22 protein-coding genes, 1 pseudogene, 1 riboswitch and 1 other annotated feature are annotated in these 25,948 nt (G+C 34.8%); of the genes and pseudogenes, 6 read left to right on the top strand and 17 right to left on the bottom strand.

The features are described from left to right. Positions 1-27: 27 nt before the first annotated feature. The 3 genes and pseudogenes from EKQ63_RS10495 to EKQ63_RS10485 form a co-directional block, all read right to left on the bottom strand. Positions 28-565: pseudogene (locus EKQ63_RS10495) on the bottom strand (PadR family transcriptional regulator). 176 nt (positions 566-741) lie between these two features. Further along, positions 742-1,554 (bottom strand): polyphosphate kinase 2 family protein, encoded by an 813-nt coding sequence (locus EKQ63_RS10490; RefSeq protein ID WP_087952989.1) that lies wholly within the window; start codon positions 1,552-1,554, stop codon positions 742-744. Between the two features lie 271 nt (positions 1,555-1,825). Further along, positions 1,826-2,134: a hypothetical protein gene (locus EKQ63_RS10485; protein ID WP_000661601.1), complete on the bottom strand. Its 309-nt coding sequence runs from the start codon at positions 2,132-2,134 to the stop codon at positions 1,826-1,828. Positions 2,135-2,224: 90 nt separating this feature from the next. Here EKQ63_RS10485 and EKQ63_RS10480 point away from each other — a divergent pair, with 90 nt between their 5' ends. Then, positions 2,225-2,689 (top strand): hypothetical protein, encoded by a 465-nt coding sequence (locus EKQ63_RS10480; protein WP_087952990.1) that lies wholly within the window; start codon positions 2,225-2,227, stop codon positions 2,687-2,689. 19 nt (positions 2,690-2,708) lie between these two features. Here EKQ63_RS10480 and EKQ63_RS10475 read toward each other — a convergent pair whose 3' ends face one another. Then, entirely contained in the window at positions 2,709-2,987 is a 279-nt protein-coding gene (locus EKQ63_RS10475) for a hypothetical protein (protein WP_087952991.1), read from the bottom strand. A 28-nt stretch (positions 2,988-3,015) separates the two neighbouring features. Continuing rightward, the gene (locus EKQ63_RS10470) at positions 3,016-4,278 is read right to left on the bottom strand and encodes an MFS transporter (RefSeq protein WP_087952992.1); all 1,263 of its coding nucleotides are present in this window, start codon (positions 4,276-4,278) and stop codon (positions 3,016-3,018) included. Between the two features lie 130 nt (positions 4,279-4,408). Between EKQ63_RS10470 and EKQ63_RS10465 the strand changes: the two genes are divergently transcribed. Then, positions 4,409-4,942 carry a GNAT family N-acetyltransferase gene (locus EKQ63_RS10465; protein WP_087952993.1) on the top strand — a complete coding sequence of 178 codons (534 nt, stop codon included), beginning with the start codon at positions 4,409-4,411 and terminating at the stop codon, positions 4,940-4,942. Between the two features lie 34 nt (positions 4,943-4,976). Here the strand turns inward: EKQ63_RS10465 and EKQ63_RS10460 are convergent, their stop codons facing one another. Together EKQ63_RS10460 and EKQ63_RS10455 are read right to left on the bottom strand one after the other, a co-directional pair. After that, the gene (locus EKQ63_RS10460; protein WP_087952994.1) at positions 4,977-6,389 is read right to left on the bottom strand and encodes an S-layer homology domain-containing protein; all 1,413 of its coding nucleotides are present in this window, start codon (positions 6,387-6,389) and stop codon (positions 4,977-4,979) included. A 255-nt stretch (positions 6,390-6,644) separates the two neighbouring features. Continuing rightward, positions 6,645-7,889 carry an N-acetylmuramoyl-L-alanine amidase gene (locus tag EKQ63_RS10455; RefSeq protein ID WP_087952995.1) on the bottom strand — a complete coding sequence of 415 codons (1,245 nt, stop codon included), beginning with the start codon at positions 7,887-7,889 and terminating at the stop codon, positions 6,645-6,647. Positions 7,890-8,058: 169 nt separating this feature from the next. On the opposite strand from EKQ63_RS10455, the gene EKQ63_RS10450 reads away from it, so the two are divergent. Beyond that, entirely contained in the window at positions 8,059-8,544 is a 486-nt protein-coding gene (locus EKQ63_RS10450; RefSeq protein WP_087952996.1) for an 8-oxo-dGTP diphosphatase, read from the top strand. A gap of 28 nt (positions 8,545-8,572) precedes the next feature. Here EKQ63_RS10450 and EKQ63_RS10445 read toward each other — a convergent pair whose 3' ends face one another. Genes EKQ63_RS10445 through EKQ63_RS10435 form a run of 3 tightly spaced genes read right to left on the bottom strand, consistent with a single transcriptional unit; the run spans position 8,573 to position 11,727 of the window. After that, positions 8,573-10,198, bottom strand: coding sequence for a YndJ family protein (locus EKQ63_RS10445; RefSeq protein WP_143881006.1), 1,626 nt, complete (start codon positions 10,196-10,198; stop codon positions 8,573-8,575). A 5-nt stretch (positions 10,199-10,203) separates the two neighbouring features. Further along, entirely contained in the window at positions 10,204-10,815 is a 612-nt protein-coding gene (locus EKQ63_RS10440; RefSeq protein ID WP_143881005.1) for a DUF4166 domain-containing protein, read from the bottom strand. Positions 10,816-10,818: 3 nt separating this feature from the next. Then, the gene (locus tag EKQ63_RS10435) at positions 10,819-11,727 is read right to left on the bottom strand and encodes a DoxX-like family protein (protein WP_087994331.1); all 909 of its coding nucleotides are present in this window, start codon (positions 11,725-11,727) and stop codon (positions 10,819-10,821) included. A 192-nt stretch (positions 11,728-11,919) separates the two neighbouring features. After that, positions 11,920-12,106, top strand: a riboswitch (Lysine riboswitch). Positions 12,107-12,305: 199 nt separating this feature from the next. On the opposite strand from EKQ63_RS10435, the gene EKQ63_RS10425 reads away from it, so the two are divergent. Beyond that, on the top strand, positions 12,306-13,535 hold the full coding sequence (locus EKQ63_RS10425; RefSeq protein WP_087994332.1) for an aspartate kinase: 1,230 nt from the start codon (positions 12,306-12,308) through the stop codon (positions 13,533-13,535). A 352-nt stretch (positions 13,536-13,887) separates the two neighbouring features. Next, positions 13,888-14,343 carry a VOC family protein gene (locus EKQ63_RS10420; RefSeq protein WP_087953001.1) on the top strand — a complete coding sequence of 152 codons (456 nt, stop codon included), beginning with the start codon at positions 13,888-13,890 and terminating at the stop codon, positions 14,341-14,343. 231 nt (positions 14,344-14,574) lie between these two features. Here EKQ63_RS10420 and EKQ63_RS10415 read toward each other — a convergent pair whose 3' ends face one another. Both EKQ63_RS10415 and asnA read right to left on the bottom strand, forming a co-directional pair. After that, positions 14,575-15,003: a helix-turn-helix domain-containing protein gene (locus EKQ63_RS10415; RefSeq protein ID WP_087994333.1), complete on the bottom strand. Its 429-nt coding sequence runs from the start codon at positions 15,001-15,003 to the stop codon at positions 14,575-14,577. A gap of 136 nt (positions 15,004-15,139) precedes the next feature. Then, positions 15,140-16,123 (bottom strand): aspartate--ammonia ligase, encoded by a 984-nt coding sequence (asnA, locus tag EKQ63_RS10410; RefSeq protein WP_087953002.1) that lies wholly within the window; start codon positions 16,121-16,123, stop codon positions 15,140-15,142. 70 nt (positions 16,124-16,193) lie between these two features. Then, positions 16,194-16,452: a binding site (T-box leader), on the bottom strand. A gap of 406 nt (positions 16,453-16,858) precedes the next feature. Between asnA and EKQ63_RS10400 the strand changes: the two genes are divergently transcribed. After that, entirely contained in the window at positions 16,859-16,993 is a 135-nt protein-coding gene (locus tag EKQ63_RS10400) for a DUF3934 domain-containing protein (RefSeq protein ID WP_000047591.1), read from the top strand. Between the two features lie 100 nt (positions 16,994-17,093). On the opposite strand, the gene EKQ63_RS10395 is transcribed toward EKQ63_RS10400, so the two are convergent. The 5 genes from EKQ63_RS10395 to aspA all read right to left on the bottom strand — a co-directional run bounded on the left by EKQ63_RS10395 (position 17,094) and on the right by aspA (position 25,931). After that, on the bottom strand, positions 17,094-20,288 hold the full coding sequence (locus tag EKQ63_RS10395) for a DEAD/DEAH box helicase (RefSeq protein ID WP_087994334.1): 3,195 nt from the start codon (positions 20,286-20,288) through the stop codon (positions 17,094-17,096). A gap of 117 nt (positions 20,289-20,405) precedes the next feature. Further along, entirely contained in the window at positions 20,406-21,338 is a 933-nt protein-coding gene (locus EKQ63_RS10390) for a response regulator (protein WP_000291931.1), read from the bottom strand. 2 nt (positions 21,339-21,340) lie between these two features. Next, complete coding sequence (locus EKQ63_RS10385; RefSeq protein ID WP_143881004.1) at positions 21,341-22,639, bottom strand: ATP-binding protein; 1,299 nt, start codon at positions 22,637-22,639, stop codon at positions 21,341-21,343. 65 nt (positions 22,640-22,704) lie between these two features. Next, entirely contained in the window at positions 22,705-24,417 is a 1,713-nt protein-coding gene (malS, locus tag EKQ63_RS10380; RefSeq protein ID WP_140421236.1) for an oxaloacetate-decarboxylating malate dehydrogenase, read from the bottom strand. Between the two features lie 74 nt (positions 24,418-24,491). Further along, on the bottom strand, positions 24,492-25,931 hold the full coding sequence (gene aspA / locus EKQ63_RS10375; RefSeq protein ID WP_000224194.1) for an aspartate ammonia-lyase: 1,440 nt from the start codon (positions 25,929-25,931) through the stop codon (positions 24,492-24,494). Positions 25,932-25,948: the final 17 nt, after the last annotated feature.

Here is a 25,948-nt window from a genome sequence, read left to right as displayed (position 1 = left end):
CCCCTTTATTTATTGTGAACGTGTTTTTCATTCTTCTGTTTTATTGTTTTTTTGCTTCTAATTGTTCTAGTTTTCTTTTCAATGTCTCAACTTGAGCACTATACGATGCGATACCTACATCGAGTGAAATTTCCTCAACAAAAGTAATACCTTCTCTCCACTTTTCATATTTCAGACGTAGATCCGCAATGTATGCTTCTTTCCTTTCAATTTCGTCCTTAATCCATTTTTTTATCGCCTGATCATCGGTATAATTACCGAAATACATCCTCATTAAAAAATCTGAACGTAAAACATCTTTCTCTACATCCGTTTGCATGTATTGATAAAACTCTTCACGCCCTTCATCTGTAATAAAGTACATTTTCTTATTTGGTTTCCCTTCTTGCATAACAACTTCTTTTTTTATTTTCCCCTCTTTTTCCAACTGACGTAACGTTGGATAGATCATTCCAAAACTTCCATCAAAGAAATGAGTAAATACGTCTTCAAACACAATTTTAATATCATAACCCGATAATTCTTTTTCCATTAGTAAACCTAAAACAACATCTCTTCCCTTCACAATAAGACCCCCACACACTATATAATCAATAATCATATTAATAATGTTAATATGATTATTGATTATATATCTTATTTCATTAATTGTAAAATGTTTCTAAATAAAAAATACCTTGTAATTTTGTTATTCAAAATTACAAGGTATCTCTACTTTATATTTCATATACAAACTTTGTACTATTTTACAACTACATCTTGATTTGTTTCAAAGTGTTCTGCCTTACCTTCTTTCATTTCATAATAATAAGAAGGCAATTCTATACCATGCTCTACAAAATAATCCTCAATTAACGAAATAATCACTTTCAACGTTTTCAAACGTGCGTATAATTTATCGTTGCTCGCGATGATTTGCCATTTTGCATTGGGCTTATTTGTTTTTTCAAACATTTCTTCCATTGCTTCAACATACTCGTCCCATTTTTCACGGTTACGCCAATCTTCATCTGTAATTTTCCATCTTTTTAAAGGATTGTTCTCTCTATCCTTAAACCTCTTTAACTGTTCATCTTTACTAATATGATAGAAAAACTTCCCGATTATATAATGATCATCTGTTAGTAGTTTTTCAAAATCATTGATCTCATCGTACGCTCTCTTCCACTCTTCCCTTGTAGCAAAATCTTCAACCCGCTCAACCAATACCCTGCCGTACCATGAGCGATCAAAAATAGTAATTTGCCCGTACTGAGGAAGTTTCCGCCAGAACCGTTGCAAGTAATGGTACCGTTTCTCATGAGGTGCTGGTGCTCCAATTGGATTTACTTGAAACCCACGCGGATCAAGGTGCTCTGTCACTCGTTTAATCGCTCCGCCTTTTCCAGCCGCATCCCAGCCTTCCATAACAAGTATAACTGCGATTTTTTCTTCTTTTACTATTTGCTGCAACGCCAATAAGCGCCTTTGATATTTTTCGAGTTTCCTATTGTACTTAGACTTTGATTCAATTTTTTTCGTTAAGTCTACTTTAGCAAGATGTACATTTTCCATAAAACAAATCCCCCTTGTTGTATGACAATGTTATTTTAACATATCCATTGGGATTTTTTTCAAATTAAATTTTTTTCGAAAAACAATCTCTACTTTTTTTATATCGATAAATTAACTTCACCAATATACCTTTAAGCACACCTATTATTAATTACAAAAACAAAAAAGGAGACTATGCAAAAAAATCTCTACACAGTTTCCTTTTTTAAGATGTATGTCGCTTACTTAGAAAGACTAACAATAAAATAGGAACTCCATCGATTCACTCATACTACAAACGAATGACAGGCGGAATACCTCCTTCTGGTAAAAAATAAGCAAATACTGTAAATCCAATGATTAACATTGAAAATAATGTTATTATAATTCCACCTGGTAATGTTAGAAAAAGAGTATTCGGCCTTCTCTTCATAGAGAAAATCATCGAGTATACCCCCAGAAGAAGACTTATTATAGCAATAGTCACATAAACAACTACTGCATACCATGGGTTGAGTTCTAATAAAACACCAGAAATAAATATATACAAAAATAATAATTGTAGAAAAATACTGCTTCCCATACTTACGAGCTCTTTCAATATATCCTCCCCCTAAACCGCATGGTATATTATCTTAAAAAGAGAAGAAAATAACAAACAAATTCATTAAAGAATGGGAGCTCTCAAAAAATGAAACGAAAAATATTAACTCTCTTTACGCTTATATGTTTAGCACTACCAATACAAGCTAGTGCATACACATTTCAATCCCTACCAATTGCATCAAAGTCTAAACAGTGGTATATCGAAATTGATAAATCTCATAACTCAAACAAGCAAGCAATCCAACCAAAACAGGGTGTATTTGATACATATAGTTTACTCGTAAAAAACATCGGTCATGATGTATCAAACGTATCCGTGGAAATACTTGATAACAATCCTACCTCTAAAGCTACCTTTAAACCTACTACACCTAATGAAAATTTTTCCAAAAGTCATACAAGCTTTGACTACATCGTATTCCCATTAGACTTTAATAGCCATAATTTTAAAGTTGTGATTACTTGGGAAGAAAAGAACTTTTCTTACAACGGCCATCCGATAAATGAGAGTAAACAAATGAAACAAACATTTGTGTTTAATGAAGAGTAAGCCCTAATTTGATTAGGGCTTACTCTTTATTTATAAAACCAGATTGAATTGCTTCTGTCACTTCTTTTGTAATATCCAGTTTTGTTGCATCGGTGCTAATTTTCTTATGCCAAATATGCACGGAAGGCTTTTCATTACAAAAATGTTTTATTAATACTAGTTGGTTATATGCTAGCTTATTTTCTCTATGCGTAGCAATATAGACTGTGAAATTTTTTGCTTCAAAGATCTTTTCCTGCAAAGTATATTGGTTGTCCAATTCGTTTGCGACTATATCTTTCAAATCTTCTATAATCATATAAATCGTTCCCCCTCCCCTTATATCATCAATCAAATCTTCGAATACTCGGCACACATAATGCTACTCCAATTGTTACAAGTACTAAAATAGCTAATGTTATAATCGTTATCTCGCCACCTATGACAGTAGCTAACCATCCTACAGCTACATAACCTAGTGGCAATAAAGCAAATGAACCTAACATATCAAGGCTTGCCACTCTTCCAAATGCTTCTTCTGGCACGAGCTCTTGTAAACTCGTTTCCCAAATGAGTCCAAATATCATCATACCGAACCCTTCAATTGCCATTAATACAATTAAAACAGGTGCCCAAGTAATGAACGGCATTATTAAAAGCGCACAACCACTTATTAAAACACCACCATAGGCAAGTATTCCCCGCTTATACCACCGTTCTCTCCCGCCGAATATTAGCGCAGCAACTACAGCTCCAACACCAGAGGATGCCATTCCTAATCCATACACATATGCTTCAAAATGATGATGAACATTAAATAACCATGGGATTAATACGACGATAATTCCTGCATAACAAATATTGATGAAAGAAAAGACTAAAATTGTAATCCATAGCCACGGATGACTTTTTAAAACAAAAACACCTTCCATAAACTCTTTTTTATAATCGACTTTTTTCTTTTCAATAGGTTTTACTTTTTTAAACTTTATTTCTCTTAAAAATAATAAACAAAAAAATGATAACAAATATGTTACTGCATCTAGTCCAAACCCTATTCCGGCAGATGCAACTGAAACGATCAATCCTCCAAGAGCCGGTCCAATTAGTCGTATACCTTGATTGCTCATTTGCGTTAATGCATTAGCTGCATTTCGAATTTCTGGTACAAATACTTTCGCTCTTACAGCCGCATATGCTGGCTGAAATATCCCTTCCATAAGTCCATATAATGCTACAAGTACATATAGAAGTGGAATTGTTAAAACATCCATAAATATAAGTATTGCAAGTAATAGCATTAATACGCAGCGAATTATATCTGTAAATAACATTACCTTCACCCGATCCATTCGATCTACTACTAATCCAGCAAACGGTAACGCAAGAATATTAGGAAGCATGTACATTGCCATAGTCATTCCCATTACAACTGTTGAACCAGTTAATGAATACACAACGACTGGCAAAATAACCATCGTTATCGAACTACCTAAAGTCGAAAGCAATTGCCCAATCCATAAAAATTTAAAATGTGGTGACGCTTTAACTGGCAATAGCAATTTACCGATATAACTTAATTTTTTCTCTGTTGGTATTTCTCCTTGCATACCTCTCTCCTCTTTTCGAAGGATTAAATCCTCCCAATAAAATGTTTTATTTTTAATAATATTCAATCTAATTATATATGAAATTATCAAATTTATGGTAATATTATCAAAAACATAAAGGAGATAATATATGAAAACAATTGAGACAGAAAGACTCATACTACGCTCATTACAATTATATGACGCTCTAGTAATCGAAAAATTAGCTGGCGATTATGATGTTGCTAAAACAACCCTATCTATTCCACACCCATACCCAAAAGGCTCTGCAAAAGATTTTATTACACATATGCTACAAGCAGAAACTGATAAAAAAGTTGTGATTTTTTCTATATTAGCTAAGAATACTAAAAAATTAATAGGTGTGATTAATTTCAATTTAAATCATATCCATAAACGTGGAGAACTGGCCTATTGGATTGGAAAACCTTATTGGGGAAACGGATTTGGTACTGAAGCGGCGAAAGCACTACTACACTATGGATTCAACGAGCTACATTTAAATAAAATATTCGCAGCAGCTTTTACAAATAATCCTGGTTCATGGCGAATTATGGAGAAAATCGGAATGAAACATGAAGGGACGTTTAAACAACATGTTGTAAAATCTGGTGAACCTATGGATATTACATATTATGGAATATCGCTTGATGAATATAAATAAAAAGGTGTTTTCATAAATGAAAACACCTTTTTATTTATAATTTTAAGTTCTTCTTCAATGTCCAATATTTTTCTTGCGCATTTTCAAATGAAAATTCTACCCAGCCATTTGGATCTTCACGATATACATTTACTTTTGTACCATTTTCTAATTTTCCAACTTCATTTTGTGTCACATTTGGTACACTCTTAATTGGATTGTTAAACGGGAATGGAACTTGATAGTAAGATCCTACAGATTGGACAGTAGCTTTTGCATCTTTTGCATAATCTGTATAAGGAATCGCTTCACTTAATACTTCTACATTTAATGTATTAGGGTTTTTCGGTAGTCGTTTTGCATTTTGGTAATCTGCTTTATTAAAAGGCTTAATGCGTTCCATGATATTAGCGATTTTCCCAGCCCATGCTGTATCTGTTGAATACATAACATTCATTGCTGGCAATGTGTAACCTTTGAAATATCTTGCACCATCTTCTAAGTAGTTCTTTTTTACATAATCAGCGTTATATGAAATACTTAGTCCGTATGACGGTAAATATTTTGCATATGCAAATGGATCACGATCATATGCTCTTAAACCAAATAAATTATGTTTACGATATGCAATTTCTGATTTACCGTAACCAGATTCTAAGATTGCATGTGCAGCTAAGTATAGTGCATTCACACCATACTCATTTTGCGCTTTAATAAAGTCTTGTCCAATTCCAACTAACGGGCTATCTGGATGGAATCTTTGAATATAATTATCAATCTCTTGCGCTGTTACGTTAGATGGTAATGTCACATCTAGATTAATATATGAAGGCTGTTCAGCAGGAACATCCTTTTTAATTTGCATCGCTTTATATAACAATTGTGCATAGCTTTCACGTGTTAATACACCTGATGGATCAAATCCTCCAAGTCCATTCCCTATTGATACACCATTAGATTGCAATGCACTAATTGCTTCTTTTGCCCACCAATATGATGCATCTATATCATTAAATGTATGTGGTGCTTTTACTTCTAATTTAAATGCTCTTTGCAAAATAACAGACATTTCAGCACGGGTTAATGATTCTTTCGGTCTAAACGTTCCTTTATCATCACCTACAAAAATCCCCATATCTGTTAATGCTAAAATTTCCTTTGGGAACATTGTCGTTCCTGCACTAATATCAGAGTATGGATTTTTATAATCACTTTTTGCTTCTGGTTTTAATGCGCGATACATTAATGCTGCTACTTGCTCACGAGTTACAACATCTCCGAAGCCGAATTTACCATTATCGTAACCTGCAATAATTCCTTTTGACGTTAAATCAGTAATTGCTTCAAGTGCCCAATGATTTTTTGGAACGTCTGGAAATTCTTTTGTAGATGCAAACGAAGTTGCTGGAGCCATCACTACTTGAAGCGCGACTGTCACTGCTAACACATTAGAAATAACTTTTTTCATAAATTTTTTAACACGTTTTTTATATGCTTGTCCCGTGTTAACTTGCCTCCCTTTATCGTATAATTTTCCCTATTAAACTAACAAACTCTTAATTAGTCAACAGTAAAAGTATACGTGATAAAAATAAACTAATCTACCATTATTTTATTCATAATTAGTATAATACGATATATCTTTTTATTCCGATACAAAATTACATAAACTTACATAAAAAGCCCATCTATATAAAGACGATGGGCTTAGCAATCAACATTGTTATTTAGCTAAACGATATTTTGCAACATCGAAACCTTTCCATTCATAATAATCTAAAATACCAGCATAAACTGCCTCAGCAGCAATTTGTCTTCCTGATTCAGTAGCTAATTTACCATTATCTATATCATTATCAATAAAGGCAAGCTCTGTCAAAACTGCTGGTACTGTATTATTATTTACTACATAAAGTGAGTGATTGTCTTTTATCTTCCTATCTCTTGTATGTAGTGCTTCTACTACTCTATTTTGAATTTTATTCGCTAATACTTCACTATCCTTTTCAATCTGTGTCTCTTCTCCACGCTTGGATTTTTTATAATAATATGTTTCCGTTCCATGACCATCATGTTTTTCAGAAGAATTTGCATGAATGCTTACAAATATATCTGCATTGTTCTCTTGACCAAATTTTACTCGATTCGCAAGAGATTCATTTTTGTTACTTCCTGGATTTCCGTTTTCTTCACGTGTTAACAAAGCTTTTAAAGGTGTATTTTTTTCTAACAACTTCTGTAATCTTAAAGATGTATCAAATACAATTTTACTTTCCTCTACGCCTTGCCCTGGATTCCCCGGATCAAATCCTCCATGACCAGGATCAATAATAACTACCTTTTCTACTAAAGGGTTACCTATTTTAAGAGCATCTGCCTTTTTTATAAATTGAGCTGCCTCTGCTTTAGTTAGAATTTTTTCGGGCTCCCATTTGTCACCAGTTCCAATAGAAATCCCTAATTCAACTAGAATGTTAGCTTTTGCTTTACCCCAGCTTTTTTCTAGATCACTAAATTTAGTTGCTGGAGTACCATTTACTTTAGAATCTAATTTGTAAGCTTCTACAATAAGAGAGGCCATTGAAACTCGGTCAATTTTCCCAGTTGGATCGAATACGCCCGCTCCTTTCCCTTTTACAACGCCAGCTTTTTCTACAGCTGCGATGAATGGGGTATACCATTGGTTTTGAGAATCACCGAAAGATGGTTTAGCATTTTTATCGATTGGTAAGTTTAAGATTTGAGCCATCATTGTAGCTGCTTCTGCACGAGTGATTTCTTTTCCTGGCTCAAACATTCCTTTTTCGTTACCTGTAACTGCACCTTTCTCTACTAAATAGTAAATAGAGTCTTCTGCCCAATGTTTAGCTGGGACATCTGGAAATTTTTTCGTTTGCGCGAAACTACTAGATGAATAAGATAATATACTAGCTGCAATTATTCCTGCTGCAATTATTCTATTTTTCATAGAATATATTCCCCTCTCAAGTACGATGTATTTATATAACAGACTAATTATAGTTCTGAAAATTAGTAATAGTCAATCAAAATTGTATAATTTTGTATTATTATTGTATTTTTTGTCATACATAACTATAGTTAAAAACTATAAGATTTTATTAAGAGGAGAGATTCATATGAGCTACAATTGGAAAGATATAGAGCACCGTATGTATACAATGTGTATGATTCAGCAGAATAACAAAGTATTGTTAATACAGCGCCCCAATCATCTTGGCTTCCCTGGTTACATCGCTCCCGGAGGAAAAGTAGATTTTCCAGAAAGTATCGTTCAAGCTGCTAAACGAGAAGTAAAAGAAGAAACTGGATTACTTGTTTCAACTTTAACCTTTAAGGGATTAGATGAATATGTAAATCCGAAAGAAAATGTTCGATATATGGTATTTAACTATTGGACAGATTCATTTGAAGGTGAACTCCTTTCGAATCCTCCTGAAGGCAAATTATTATGGGTACCAATCGATACAGCACTAAATCTTCCTATGCAAGATTGGTTTAAAGAAAGATTTCCATTATTTTTTGAAAAAGGTACGTTTGAAATTCAACGTGTTTGGGACAAAGACTTAGATAAACAAGTCGCTATGACCATTACCCATACGTAAAAAAGCTTGGAATCTCTCCAAGCTTTTCTTACTTCTCCTCTATTTTCTTAATCTCATAATCAATTTCTAAAAACTTAACTCTGAATATCCACATTTCATGGTGAGCTGTTAGCATTTGACCTTTTGCCTCTTTAATAATAAACGTCTCAGCTAACGGTAAACGGATTGTAAAAAAACGAGTATGTAAATAGATTCCCTCATCTCCCTTACCATTTCCTCTCAGCTTACTAGTAATAATTAAATCGTCGTGATCATTGCGTAATTTTAAAATCCCCGTCATATTCGAATATGGTAGAGGTAATGCGATATTCATATATGTCTCATTCTTATACGTATGTTTTGAGTAAAGAGCTACAAAAATAGATGCTCCTGCTTCATTTTTTCTTAACCAAGCTCTTACATTCTCCCTTCCATCCTTCTCATCCATTACCCCTATGATAGAGCCGTGCATTGTTTCCCACTTGCCGCCCATTCCTAAATGTATTTGTCCTACACGCTTACTCATTTTCTCATAACAAAATGCAAACAGGCGGAACGAACGAGTCCATTTAATATGCGATTGTAACTCATACTCTTTTGTATTTTCATAAAACCGAATAATGCTTAAAGGTATCTTCGTCACGTCAAATGCTTCACTATGAAAATCATTCATTTTATCAACTAAACCGTTGTATTCCTTACTATCTATTACATTTCTGTTATGTAAAAATGCTTCACCAACTGTCGCCTTTCCTCTTAATCTGCTCATTGGTTTCCCGTAATATTTATAGTTCGGAACACTCTTTTCAATCATCCAGCCGACAAATGCCGGTAACGCTACTCCAATTCCATTCACAACACCGTGAATCCAAACCATTTGGGCAATTGTAATCGTCATTACATGTTTCAAATTCCCATACGAATATATAAGTGAAAACATAATTGTTACCATGAGTGTACTAGACGATATGATCAGGAGAATCTTTGCGCTGATAGCATTAAATTTCGTGCGCCAAACATAAATCCCATAACCATAAATAGCACATAAATATAGGAACACTGCAAAAAATTCAAATATCCTTGAGTATGTAATTCCAATCGCAACTGTCATCGGTGAAATGACTATAATAAACATAATTGCATCATATACTTTACTGCTCTTTTCTTTCTTCCGCCCTATTAAACCAGCTGATAATGGCAATAGAAACGCCGAATAATGAAAGTGTGCAGCTGTGAGTAGAACAATGTCAGAAGTAAACTGCATAATCGAAATCTTTGCTACTGAGGCAAAAAACCAGAAACCACCTAAAAACAAATAAATAAACGCACTATCGATTGCCGTTTCTTCTAACGGTTTCCATCCTCTTTCTAGTAATCTACTCACTCCAAATAACGCGACAATTCCTGTATATACAAACCAAAATAGCGCAAAGAAATAGTGACTTGTTACGAAAGCTAGCATTGCACTAATTGCTGCGATTGGATATAAAAACGATACAAATTTATAAAAGAATACATATGATCCATTTCTTGTTTTCTTATCAATGATGCTAAATGACATCGGTATAAATAACAACATAGATAATAAAATAATTGCTTCCACTGGGTTTATATTTGACCAATCACATATTAGAAAAACAATATAACAAACAAGTCCAACTATTATATTTTTCATATTATTTATTTCCTCTCCACAAATGTTCCCTTATATGAAAATAATGAACCAATTAATGGATTGCGTACTTGTACATGAATTCGAAAGCATTGTAGTGTTTCATCATAACTTTCTACAATGTTGGCCTCTCCGTATAAGAATCTAGGTAACGGAACTTTGCTTCCAAACATGTAAAACCATTGTTTCTTTGAGGAAATATGCATTGCCCCCACCTCATCAATATGAAAATTCAATGTAGAAACAAGTATGTGTGGTTCACCAAAACAATCTACAATTTCATTATTCCCTTCATCCAACTGCATAACGGCGTTAAAATATCTTTTCTTATTATGAAAATAAAAAGTACGATTCCACCGCACAAGTTCATGTCCATGTTCATCACGCTCAGCGGTATTATGTATTGTAAATGGCACTCCCTTACCTCTCTCAGAGAAAAACATTCGAAACTTCGATGCAATTTTTAATATGAATTTTACGAAAAAAGAACCACCGTAAATTTCATCCATCTTTCCTTCTCCAATAAAGCTATTTTCTTCTGTAATCTCATAACGTTTCTGTAATTTCGGATGAAGTTTTTTATAAGAATCCCCTAATAGTCTTTCATACATATTAGCCATACATTATCCCTTTCTCTTCCTCTTGCAATTTTTTACACTTGGCAAATTCGTACTATTTATATAACCGACAATCGATAATCCAATTAGAAGTAGATTTAACGTAATTGGATTAAACGGCTCTGTAAAGCTTGCGACATTCGTAAATCCTGCCGCTATCGTTAAGGCTATTAACATAAAAATATGTACGACAAATACTTTTCGTTTTGGAAATGGCAACAGCCATAGGACACCAAAAGTAATTTCTAGTAATCCAATTATTTTAAGTACAAAAATACTATGTTCAGTTGAACCAATCATCACATATAACATTTTTACTTCTTCTGAATGAGTAAACACTAGTTTCGGTACTATTCCTTGATACATCCATACGAAAGCAAATAAAAAACATACGAACCAATATGTCATTGTTCTTCTAATGAGCAATCTAGGATGAAGTCCCTTTTCTAACCATAATTTTAAAGCATCAAAACTCCAAGCTGTCGCCCAGCCTAATAATGGCCGAAACATATAGAAATCTATTACATTCCCTATACGACCAAACCTCGTATCATAATCATATTGTGTCTCAAAATGAATGTGTTCTTTACACGGTGTATACTTCCAATAACCACGCCCTATTTGAATAAGTGATAATTGATTGTCTGTCCAAAATTTTAAAGAAGAAATCCGTTCACCTGTTTCTTTTCTTATTTCACCTATCGATTCCCCTTCACCAGCTATTTCAAGTCCAAATCCGATTTTTGTTTTATATAAAAACTTCTGCGGTTCTCCTTCTTTTTTCTCTAAATACGAAATTTCAGTAAAGCGAGCATCCCATTCTGTATGTATATGTGGTTCTTGCGTATATTCCCATAATTTTTCCATTGTTGTATTCATTTCTGCCGAAACATAAATAGGCTTTTTCCCCTTCATTCTTCCACCTCCTATGCGCTATAAGTTTAATGTACATGCAATAAATTTATTTTGCTACATTTTTCACAAACTTCCTTTCATAAAAGAAAGAATTTTTAAAATTTATACAAAACACTTGATTCCCCAAAAAATTTAAATTATTATAAAACAAATGTTACCAACAACTTCATAAATCAAACACTCTCGCCTAAAACGTGAGATAGAGGTTGCGATACTTATGAGTATTCTAATGGAGACACAGAGATGTCTATGAAATTAGATGAAAGGAAGTATTGCCGAAATCGATATATTTCTCTGTATGTATCGATTGGGGCTGTTTTCGAATAGAAACAGAACTGTCATATGTACAGACGTGTACGTATGAAGAGCTATCTACAAAAAAGAGATATCATTTTTATGGTATTCCTTTTTTGGCGGTTTTTTTATTAGCTCCGTTTTCTGTTTCCCTTTTCCTGTAACAGCACCATCCTCACTTATTTGAGATGGTGTTTTTTGTTTTTCTCTGGTAACTACAGGAATATTGGGATTTATATATGTCCTAATCTATTCTTAAAAATGGATGAAAGAAGGAATTCGCAATGGAAACGATTGTACAAAAATTTGGTGGCACTTCTGTCGGAAGTGTTGAGCGTATTCAACATGTAGCAAATTTAATTATTGAAGAATATGAACGAGGACATAGTATCGTCTCTGTCGTTTCAGCAATGGGAAAAAGTACAGATGAACTTGTAGTACTTGCTAACGCAATTACAGAAAATCCAAGTAAACGCGAAATGGATATGCTTCTATCGACAGGAGAGCAAGTAACTATTTCATTATTAACGATGGCACTACAAGCAAAAGGGTATAACGCGATTTCATTAACAGGATGGCAAGCTGGTATTACGACAGAATCTGTACATAGTAGTGCACGGATTACTGAAATTAATACAGATCGAATTCAGTCTTATCTTACTAAAGGCACGATTGTTATTGTAGCTGGTTTCCAAGGAGTCAGTGAAGATTTTGAAATTACAACGCTTGGACGAGGCGGTTCTGATACAACTGCTGTCGCATTAGCTGCTGCACTAAACGCAAAAAAATGTGATATTTACACAGATGTGACTGGCGTATACACGACGGATCCACGAGTTGTAAAAGATGCTTATAAATTAGATGAAATTTCTTATGACGAAATGTTAGAACTTGCAAACCTCGGTGCTGGTGTATTACACCCGCGTGCTGTTGAGTTTGCTAAAAATCATAATGTCATTTTAGAAGTTCGCTCAAGTATGGAACAAGAAAACGGAACAATTGTAAAAGGAGAATGTAACATGGAACAACAATCAATCGTTAAAGGTATTGCATTTGAAGATAATATTACACGCATCACAGTGAAAGGATTAGAACAAGGTTCACTTTCAACTGTTTTCTCTACATTAGCAGCGGCACATATTAATGTAGATATCATCATTCAAAGTATTACAAATGAAGGAACTGTTCATCTCTCCTTCTCCATCCATTCTAATGATTTAAGAGAAACATTAGAAGTATTGGAACAAAATCAAGAGGCACTTCACTATGAATCAGTAGAATATGAAAATCATTTAGCAAAAGTATCAATTGTAGGATCTGGTATGGTCTCTAATCCAGGTGTTGCTGCGAATATGTTCACTACTTTAAAAGAAGAAAATATTCATATTAAAATGGTAAGTACATCAGAAATTAAAGTGTCTGTCGTTATTGACCGCCTTCATTTAGTGACAGGTGTTGAGGCGCTGCATCAATCATTTATGGCGAAAATCGAGCCTTTAGTACAAATGAGTTAATTTCCAGCGGTACTACTTAAAACAAATTATATGAATCTATTTCCTTCCTATTAAAAATAGAAAGCTGTTTGCATTATATAGAGTGACAAAAAATTTATGTGTCATTAAAAAAATACAATTAATTCTATACAACAATCGGATCATTTAATGTAGTACAGGATAGAAATATTTTTGCAAGGAAGTCTCGGTATTGTTTGTTAACAAGATACTATATGACATACTTAAAAACACCTTGTCATATTTTCCTAAACTGTGACAAGGTGTTTTTGTTTGAAAGGAATTTGTAATTTTTAATAGTATAATTAAGAAGATGATTAGATAATACACTTTTACATATAAGGAGATAAAGACAATGTCAAAAAATAAATTACTCAGAATGGACAATGTTAGCATCGTTGTAGAATCCCTTGATAATGCAATCTCTTTCTTCGAGGAGATTGGGTTAAAACTCGAAGGGCGCGCCACTGTAGAGGGTGAATGGGCTGGTCGCGTAACCGGACTCGGTTCGCAGTGCGTAGAGATTGCTATGATGGTGACTCCAGATGGTCATAGCCGAATTGAACTTTCGCGATTTCTTACCCCGCCCGCTATAGGAGATCACCGGACAGCTCCTGTCAATGCCCTCGGTTATTTGCGCGTCATGTTCACCGTTGAAGACATTGATGAAATGGTATCTAGGCTTACTACTAAGCATGGTGCTCAACTCGTTGGTGAAGTAGTTCAATACGAGAACTCTTACCGTCTCTGCTACATTCGTGGAACCGAAGGGATTTTAATCGGTTTAGCGGAAGAACTCGGTAACAAGTAATTGATGTATTATAAATGAAACTACTATATTTTTAACCACGTCCTCACTCCAGAACGTGGTTATGCTTGTTTGAGTTTTTAAAAATATATTTTCATTTTACACATAGATTTCAAGACTCTATCCAAACAGTTCTTTAACATATCACTAACATCCAAAAATCATTATGAAATAATTTAATTATTCGCTTTACCTTTTCCTAGGAAATATCACTGACTCTTCTCATTTTATATTTTATCGCTCTTTTCTATGAAAAAACGATCTATATTCATTCAAAATAACTTTCTTCACATCTGAGTAAAATACCATCATGAATAATGCAACGCCTAATACAATCACCTGTATTTTTTCATATTCAACGAAAGCACTCATAATTAACAAACCAAATCCAATATAAAAACCAAATTCGTTCTCTTTCTCAAAATCCTCATCTTCTTCATCAATATGTATTTTTTCTTTAATGTTTTGATTCCTTTTTATTAACTCATCGAGCGTAACATTGTACATTTCACTTAGTAAAATTAAATTATCAATATCCGGATAACTTTTATCATTTTCCCATTCATATACCGCCTGCCTCGTCACGCCAATCTTTTTAGCAACATCCTCTTGTGAAAATCCCTTTGACTCTCGTAGTTTTTTTAACTGCTCTCCTAAGCTCATAACGTCCCCTCCTTTAACAAATTATGACATAATGGGAGATGAAAAAGAAAGAAACTATTGGTAAAATCTGCTGTAAACCACTCGTTTACACAATAAAAAAGAGAGAATAACTCTTTGAGTTATTCTCTCTCTTCTATTAAAACAGATGAATGTTTTCTTTCTTGCAAGCTTCACGTAAATCATCAGGCCATACAGAAGATTGAACTTCACCGATATGTGCTTTTCGTAAGAAGTACATGCACATTCTTGATTGTCCGATACCACCGCCAATTGTTAATGGGAGTACGTCTTCTAAAATACCTTTATGGAAATCGTACTCACGTTTGAAGTCTTCACCTGTTTTCGTTAACTGCTCATCAAGTGATTTACTATCAACACGAATTCCCATTGATGATAATTCAAATGAAGATTGTAGTACTGGGTGCCAGAATAAGATGTCACCGTTTAATTTCCAATCATCATAATCAGCTGCGCGTCCATCATGCTTTTCACCTGAACGAAGTGCATCACCAATTCCAATAATGAAGACTGCACCGTGCTCTTTCGCAATTGCATGTTCACGATCTTTCTGTGTTAATTCTGGATATTTATCTTCTAGTTCTTGGGAAGTGATGAAAACAATTTCTTCTGGTAAATACTTTCCAAGGAACGGATATTTTTCAAATAAGTGATCTTCTAAATCTTTGAATATTCCATAAATTGTTTGTACTGTTTTTTGTAAGTAATCTACAGTACGCCATTCTTTTTGAACGATTTTTTCCCAATCCCATTGGTCAACGTAAATGGAATGTGTTGCATCAAGTTCTTCATCACGACGAATCGCGTTCATGTTTGTATATAAACCTTCACCAGCTTCATATCCATATTCATGCAGTGCAAATCGTTTCCACTTCGCTAGTGAGTGAACAATTTCTAATTCTTCTCCTGAATGTAACATATCAAATTCAATTGGACGTTCTACACCGTTTAGATGATCGTTTAATCCTGATTTTTTCGTTACGAATAATGGTGCAGATACACGGAATAATTCAAGGCGTTTTGCTAATTGATCCTCGAAAAATGTTTTAACTTCCTTAATTGCGATTTGAGTCTCTCTTACTGTCATTAATGATTGATACATGGTGGTTTCCTCCTAAAATGTTTGGATGTTGTGAAAAGAAGCCAACAAAAAAAGCCCTTCTTTCCCAAAAAACTGGGACGAAAGGCTTTGGTTCCGCGGTACCACCCAAATTAGCAACAGAGGTTGCTCACTTATACAATACGGAGATGAAATATCTCGATACTGTTCTTCTTGTAACGGCGAAGTTCCCGGCTAAGTCTACTTTCCTCTCAAGGATTTCGGTTAGCAACTCCAGGAGGTTCTTCATAATAGGCTTCGTATCAGGCTCACACCACCCCTGACTCGCTTAGACTACGTCCTACTACTACTCGTCCTTTCATAGTCGTTTTGTTGTCACATCTCTGAAACATTTTATTAATGATTATTCTATACAAAAAATAAATAAAGTCAACAAAAAGTTTTAAAATATTTTTCAATTCTTTATTTTACGGCTTTATTGATTGTTTCCAATATACCTTTTTTACTTCTTTTGTCTGGGGATTCCAAAAAACGTTTCACTAACAGAAACTAACATATATACAACAATTAATGTAATCGTCCGAAATATAGAATCCGCAGTATTTCGTATTATTTTCATTTTCTTTGTAATTCCTTTCAGTTTACTTGCAAATTCATGATATACTATAGCATTCAAGCAGTTTGTTTTTACTTAAAACAAACATAGTCATTTATAAAGAGTATTTTCTAAATCATTGACTATTATCAAATAAGATTTTTATATAACGGAGTGATTATATGAGTAAAACGAAAGCAAAACCGAAAAAAGGTGTAGGACAAGGTACAGGAAGTAAAGGATGGAACCGTTGGCAATCAAGCGCAAAGAAAAAGAAAGCTGCAAAGCCATACAAAAGTAAAGGTACAAAGAAATAATTGAAATAACATTTAATTTCTTTACTTTGTACAAAACAAAATATAATTATTACAACAAAAAAGCTATGCCCTCATACATTTGAAGGCATAGCTTTCTTTATTAAATCATTAAAATATCTCGAATTTCTTCCTCCGTGATTGATGATAATTTCTCTTCTCCTGGTTCAATCACTTCAGCGATTAAATTTTTCTTACTCTCTTGTAGTTCATGCATTTTTTCCTCAATGGTTCCGTGTGCTACTAATTTAATAACTTGTACTGTATTTTTTTGCCCCATTCGATATGCCCGATCTGCTGCTTGTTGTTCAACAGCTGGATTCCACCATAAATCATATAAAATAACCGTATCGGCACCCGTTAAGTTAAGACCCGTACCACCAGCTTTTAAAGAAATGAGGAATAGGTCCCCTTCTCCTTCGTTAAATCGATTACATAGTTCTACACGTTCTTGCGAAGGTGTATTTCCGTCTAAATAAAAGTATGGAATTGCTTGACGATTTAATTCACGACCAATAATGGACAGCATCTTCGTAAATTGAGAGAAGATTAAAATTCTCTTACCAGTACTTCTACATTCCTCTAGTATGTCTAACAGTTGCTCAAACTTAGCTGAACTCCCTTTGTAATCATCAACGAATAAAGCCGGATGATTACATATTTGTCTTAATCTCGTTAAGCCAGCTAAAATTCTAATTTTATTTTTACGTAACGTATCTTTGTCTAAATGCTTTAATGTTTCTTCTCTTAATTTCGCTAAGTAAGCAGCATATAATCTCTTTTGTTCTGGTAATAACTCCGATGACTGTAAGTGCTCTATTTTATCTGGAAGCTCTTGTAATACATCTTCTTTTAGTCGTCTTAATACGAACGGTTTTACGCGCTTCGCAATATCTTCACGCCTTAAATCACCGAATTCTTTTCTTCCTGGTAATAATTCTGGAAATACAACATGAAAGATAGACCATAGCTCTTCTAATGAATTTTCTACAGGCGTTCCCGTTAGTCCGAAACGATATTCAGCTTGAATTGTTTTCACTGCTCTTGCAGTTTGCGTTGTAGGATTTTTAAACGCCTGTGCTTCATCAAGAAATAGTGTATGAAATGGCCTCGCATACGACCTTACATCTCTTCTCAGTAACGGATATGACGTAATGACGACATCAAATTCCGCTACGTCTTTTAAGATTTTTCGCCGTTCTGTCTGATTTCCATCTGCAATAACTGCTCTAATATGTGGAGCGAATTTTTTCAATTCACTAAACCAATTATAAACAAGCGAGGACGGTGAAACGACTAATATAGGCAGCTTCTTCTCTCGAATTTCAGGCAAAACAGAATCTATATAAGCAATACTTTGCAGCGTTTTTCCAAGTCCCATATCGTCTGCTAAAATACCGCCAAAACGGTAATAGGCGAGTGTCTTCATCCACTCAAATCCGTATACTTGATACTCTCTCATTACAGCATGTAAAGTTTGTGGCACTGTAAACTTTAATTTTTTCGGGTTTTGAATGCTTTCAACTAAATCTTGAACAGACTCATCTAAACTTAAAACATTACCTTCATGAAGTCCGTTCATCCATTTTACACTCCGAATAAGCGGAACATTCACTTCTTCCCCATGTAAAAATTCTTTTCGAATACCTGATTCTTTTACAAACTGATTAATTTCATTAAACTCTTTACTCTCTAGTGATAATAAAGAACCATTCGCTAATCGGTAATATTTACGTTTCTCCTCAAGAGCAACTAATACCCCTTTAATTTCTGCTTCCGGTATTCCTTTTATATCAAAACGAAATGATAACCAATCAATTCTTTCTTTTCTTCTCACTCTAATAAGTGGCGCTGTATCCCCTTTATGAATACGTAATTTGATTGCTGTTGTCGCGTAAATATCAACTAAACCTTTTAACGTTGGAACAATGTGATATAAAAAGTTATACTCAGCTTCTTCATTATGCATAAAGTAGCCACCTTCTGTTTTTGCAAAAGCACTTTCACTCATAATGTCTAAAATCTCTTTTTCCTTTTTCTCATCACGATTAAAAACGGAAGGTTGCTCGTCTTCTTCTAGCGGATTAATCACGACGTTTCCATAATGGAATTCAAGCCCTGCTAGCAAACGATTTTTTACTCGATCTAAATACAGCTTTGCTTTTAACGACGGCGTTTCAACACGATCGGATATTACTTCATCAATGCGCACTGTTCCCAGTTTCATTAATCCAGGCACAACTTTCGCTACGAAATGTTCCATCTTATTTTCAGGAATATAAAACTGATTGCTATTTGAGCGACTCATCATCTTTTGTAATTCAATAAGTCGCATACAATCTTCCATAGGTAAATGATATAATTTCCCATCGTAAAGAGCGTTGTTATACATCTCCATAACTCGAACACGATTTAGACCGTCTATATGAAGGGTAAACCCGCCATTATTCCCTTTCGTAAACTCAAAATGTAATGGCAATAACCCTTTTGAAATGTGTAATCCCTGAAACAGTTGCTCCTTTTGTTTCAGCTGTACATACTCGGCTCTAGAAAGTGCAGAGAGCATATCATTCCACGAAGCTGGCGGTATAAATATCATACTTTCATCTTGTTTCGCATGTACTTCTAGTGCATCTTCATACATTTTTTCATTATGATATATTTTAATGAGTTGTTGTATAATCGCGTCTGTTTCTTGTTTAAAACTGTGTACATCTGGCGTATATGTAAATTCATTGGAACAATGAAAAGTCTCTCTCTTCTCCACTTTAGAAAGAAATTCTCTCATATGATTTATAAAATATGTTTTCGCAAGTTTTAACTGAATTCCAAGAAGAGCCCCACCGCTTTTCGTCGCTACTGGTGAACATATAAACGCAACATCTAATATTTCACGTGTATCAAACCGATGTTGTTTACTTTTTGGCCTCAGTGGTTTATCTGCAAACAACTGAAACATCCCGTTTGTTAATTGATCATTTCTGCTACTAACAGAGCCCATTCCACCCGTTTGCTGGTTATAATTTATTTGTATCAATACAGCTGCAACATGTTGACAGTACGTTTGGAAAGATGCTAACGAAGGACAACTACATCTCGCAACAACATCACCTTTCTTAGCTTTTTCTACTGTAACATGGAAATCCTCGTTCCCTTTTACCGTCGCCTCACAAATTTCTTTCGTTTCATCATAGTAATTCACGATTACTTTATTTGATTTATAATAAGCTTCGCCTCTTTTATATGAGGTTTCTCCACATACTTCTTTAATAATCGATTTATTTAATGTAAAACTCATTGTTTTGACACTTCCTTAATGTAAAACCATTTTCTCTTACTTAACATTTTACATGCTTAACGAGAAAATATAAAATGTTGATTTAACAAAAAAAGATGCTTATTTATAAGCACCTTTTCACTCTATCTCCATCAGTCGTTTCGCCTCAAAATACAACACTTGAATAAATTTTTTCGTATTAATTCGTATATGGCCAGAAGTCGCTACCCCATCCTTTGTCATTTCTGTCATCCGTTTTCTAACTACAGTGAAATCAAAAAACTTCGGAGCATAACTTTCAAATTTCGGATTTGAAAAGTCTGTTAGTCCAAGAGAAGCTAAATGGTTCAATGATTGATAAATCGCTCTTCTTACACGTTGTTCAGATGCTTTTCTCTCCTTTTCTATATCTGCCTCTGAAGCTAGTTCCCCTAATTTTTTCAGTGTAATTTGGTGAAAAATATCTTTCAACGCAGGAAATCCAAATTCAAATGTTTGCGCCTTTTCTTGTCCATTTAAATATTCCAGCATACTAAGTAAATCTTTACTTCCGTTCTCTCCCGCAATACCGAGTTCTGATAGTAAGAAGCGTCCTGAATCTGATATCTTTTTCCCTTCTTGCACTGTTTCACTACGCATTTGCGGCTTTTCCCACTGAAACACATTATTTAATGATTTTTGAATGTCATATATAGAACGTTCCAAACGAATACGTTCTATCACTTTTCGTACAACAGATACTACTTCTATTTTGTTTAGTGGTTTTGTAATATAATATTCCACACCAAGTGTATATGCCTCACCAATGAGCTGTTTCGATTCAACTTGGGAAATCATAATAATTTTCCCAGTAAATGAAGATGCTATATGGCGAACTGTTTCAATGCCGTCTCTCATCGGCATTAATAAATCAATAAATAAAATATCCACTTTTTTATAATTTAGCTGTTCCGCTTCAATAAACGCTCCATCTTCCGATTCTCCAATTACTTCCCCAAGATCGCCATCCTCAATAATTTGCGAAAGCATCGAGCGGAAAACTTCATCATCATCTACAATATAATAATACAAACCTATTCCCCTTCCCGCTTTAAACTGCACCCCGGTAAACAAACGATAAACTTACACCCTTTCCCATTTTCATTGTCTTCTAACCTTACTTCTCCGCCGAGCTCTGTTACCATTTCGTCAATGTAAGAAAGTCCAATACCTGTGGACGGTGTTCCTGTTTGATCATACTTCGAAGTAAACCCAGGCTTAAATACTAATTTCTTATACTTTTGTACAATACCAGGGCCATCGTCAATTACTTCAAAGATTACATTTTGCTCTCGTTTATATAACTTAATGCGAATGACACCCCTATCTTCAATTGCTTCAACTGCATTCGCAACTAAGTTATTAAAAATTGATAGCACTGTATACACGTGATATGCAGCATGCTCTCCTTCTATATGTTTAGAAAAACGTATATCTTTCTCTAGCATTTCAGCATACTTTTCATTTATTCTTACAATCATTTCTGTAAGCTCATGACCTTCTACGTACTCAGCCACATTTTTATCTAATAACAGTTTAGATAATCCTGCAAAAATCCTTTGATTATCTTTTTTTATTTCATGCACTTCTCCTGCTATTTTCAATGCTGTTTTACCATTCGAATGATTGCTTACTTGTAAATTTCGATATAATTGATACGCTTCTTGTGTAATTAATTCTGCATTTTGTAACGTTTTTTTCAAATGAACAGATTCTACATATAAATTGGATAAGTGCATTAACATTTTTTCATTTTCTTTTCGCACTTGTGATTCTTTTAATTTCGTTTCATATAAATTCATCATATTTAAAAAGCCAAGTGCAAAGAAACTACGAAAAATAGCAATAATGATGAGTTTATTTACTTCAGAAATTGTTATTGTTGTACCTAGTACTAACATGTGATAAAACGCAAGTTCCGACATACTTGCAACAATTTCAATTGAAATTCCAAGACATCCAATAATAATTGGTTTCTGATGGAACTTATTTACCCTGCAAAGTGAAAAAAGACTGCCATAAATAAAATAATAGAAGAACACAGGATAACGCAAATAAAATGATTCTGTCATATGAAATGAACCTTGCATGATCCAGTCAAGACATACGCGGAATAGGACTACACATATACCAACAACAATACCTGCAACTCCTGCTGGTATTCTTCTTAAAAATAGTAATAAAAAGAAGAATAACGGCGTCCCAAAGCTAACGCGAAACGTATCATTAAACGGATGAAAATTAAGCTCTCCAGCAATCGGAACAACAACCATTAATATAATTAAAAGGGATATGTCTTTCTTCCATAATTGATTCCAATTCAAAGGTGCCACTTCCTATATTCTTTTTTCAGTAATAAAAGTGAAAGCCCGCTTATATTTATAAACGGGCTTTATTTCTATATTCTAACCTTTTCTACCGCTTTTATTTGGCGATACTCAGGCTCCCAGATTGCTTCTTTCACTGCAATCTTGATATCGTTATCACTTAAGTTCTCTCTAGCAACACCTTCTGCAACAGCAACTTTCGCTACTTCAATTGCTACCATTTCCGAGATATTACGTAACTCTTCAACTTCTGGTAAAATAGGTGCTCCTGGCTGACTTGTATCTACCATGCTCGCAACTGCTTCAGCTGCTGCTGCAAACATGCCATCCGTCATGACGCTTGCACGTACGACAATTGTTCCAAGACCAAGACCTGGGAAAATAAGTGCGTTATTTGATTGTCCAATCACATACGTTACACCGTTGTATGTAACTGGTTCAAATGGACTTCCTGTTGCAACTAACGCTCTTCCTTCTGTCCACTCGATTAAATCGGCTGGTTTTGCTTCAGCAAGTGGCGTCGGGTTCGACATCGGTAAAATGATTGGTCTTTCTACGTGAGAAGCCATTTCTTTAACAATCTCTTCTTTAAATGCGCCTGCAACCGTTGATGTACCGATTAAAATTGTTGGTTTTACATGTTTCACAACTTCAGCAAGTCCGATTACATCATTTTGCTTCCACTTACTTACTTCCGCTTCTTTTCTTGCATACGGCATTTGGAAATCAAGAAGATCTTCCATATTATCTGTAACTAATCCGTTACGATCAATACACCAGAAACGCTTATATGATTCTTCTTCTGATACACCTACGCGGACCATTGCATCTCTAACTTGATCTGCGATACCGATTCCAGCCGTCCCAGCACCAAATACAACAACGCGGTGTTCACTTAACGGTACACCTGAAGCTTTCACTGCCGATAATACAGCCGCAAGGGAAACTGCACCTGTACCTTGAATATCATCATTAAATGTACAAATATCATGACGATATTTATCTAAGATTTTTCGTGCATTACGAGAACTGAAGTCTTCCCAATGTAAAAGTGCTTTCGGGAATTGCTTATTTACCGCTTGTACAAATGTATCAATAAATTCATCGTAAGCTTCACCTGTTATACGAGGGTGACGATTTCCAATATAAAATGGATTGTCTAATAATTCTTCACGATTTGTACCTACATCTAAAATTACCGGTAATACGCGGCTAGGATCGATTCCAACTGCGGCTGTATAAACAGCTAATTTTCCGATGGCGATGTTAATACCACCAACGCCCCAGTCACCAATTCCTAGTATACCTTCTCCATCTGTTACAACGACCAAATCAATATTTTCTGCTGTTGCACCAATATTGGCAAATGCTTCTTCAATACCTGACGGATCGTTAATCGATAAATACACACCACGTGGTTTACGGTATTCATGACTATATCTTTGAATCGCTACACCTACAGTTGGTGTATAGACGATTGGTAACATTTCGCGTAAATGATCTGTTAAAATACGATAAAATAATACTTCATTTCGATCATGTAACGCTGTTAAGTATACATTCTTTAATAAATCATCAGGCTGAGAACAAAATTGTTCGTATGCTCGGCGTGCTTGTTCTTCCAATGTTAAAACCGCTGGCGGTAATAACCCTTTTAAACCTAATTCTTCTCTTTCTTCTTGCGTGAAAGCGACCCCTTTATTTAAAAGTGGTGTTGATAATACTTCTACTCCTCTTAATGTCGTTTCTAATGAACCATTAGAAGCTACTGTAAACTTGCTCATAACATCCCTACCTCTATTCATATATAGCATTTCTATATTGTAAACAAAAAAGAGGGGCTTGTCCCCCTCTTCTTTTAATTTTTCTTTAAAAGAGTTGCTCCTGCAATCCCTGGGTGCGTCATTTCGAATGGATCTAGAATTAACTCTAAGTCTTCTTGTGACAGTACACCATTTTTCACACAAAGTTCTCGAACGGATTGCCCTGTCGCGATTGCTTCTTTCGCAACGCGAGCTGCTGCTTCATAACCGATATGAGGGTTCACGGCTGTAATAATTCCTACACTCTTCTCAACATACTCTTTTAAGCGATCTTCATTCGCTTCAATTCCTTTTAAGCAATTATCTGTAAAGGCACGGAAACCGTTATTCATAATGCTAATGGATTGAAGTAAGTTGAAAACAAGTACTGGTTCCATAACGTTTAATTCTAATTGACCTGCTTCTGAAGCAAGGCAAATTGTATGGTCGTTACCAATTACTTGGAACGCAATTTGATTAATTACCTCTGGCATAACAGGGTTTACTTTCCCTGGCATAATAGATGAACCTGGTTGACGAGCAGGTAGCATAATTTCCGCTAAGCCAACACGTGGACCTGATGCCATTAAGCGAAGGTCATTCGCAATTTTAGACATATTCATCATACATACTTTAAGTGCTGCAGATACTTCAGTGTAAGCATCCGTATTTTGCGTTGCATCTACTAAGTCTTCTGCACCAACTAGTGGTAGTTCACTAATTGCAGCTAAATGTTTTACAACTGCTTCAATATATTCTGGATCTGCATTTAAGCCTGTACCAACTGCAGTTGCTCCCATATTTACTTCATATAAATGTTGACGTGATTGCTGAATTCGTTTCATATCACGTTCAAGTACACGAGAGTACGCTTTAAATTCTTGTCCAAGACGAATTGGCACAGCGTCTTGTAAATGTGTACGACCCATTTTAATCACATGATCGAACTGTTCTGCTTTTAATTCAAATACATCGTGCATATAACCCATCGTTTGTAATAAACCTTCTAATGCGTTTAATGTTGCGATATGGATCGCCGTTGGGAATGCATCGTTTGTTGATTGCGCCATGTTTACATGACTATTTGGACTAATATAATGATAGTCTCCCTTTTCCATTCCTAATAATTCAAGAGCACGATTGGCAATGACTTCATTTGCATTCATGTTCATTGAAGTACCTGCTCCGCCTTGGATTGGATCGACAATAAAATGATCATGCCATTTCCCGTCAAGAATTTCTTGAGCAGCTTCTGCGATTGCGCCGCCCTTGTTCAATTCCAATCTTCCTACATCTGTATTAGCAAGCGCTGCAGCTTTTTTTACAATTGCGAACGCTCTAATTAAACCTTCATGGATTTTGTATCCTGTAATTGGGAAGTTTTCAACTGCACGCATTGTTTGTACGCCGTAGTATGCATAGTTTGGTACTTCTTTTTCACCTAAAAAATCTTTTTCAATTCGAACACCATTTTTAACTTCAGTTAATGTTGCCATGATTATTCACTCCTTAA

The organism is Bacillus sp. BD59S (genome assembly GCF_007363175.1).
Lineage (GTDB): Bacteria > Bacillota > Bacilli > Bacillales > Bacillaceae_G > Bacillus_A > Bacillus_A pacificus.
This window is presented reverse-complemented; position numbering and strand designations above follow the sequence as displayed.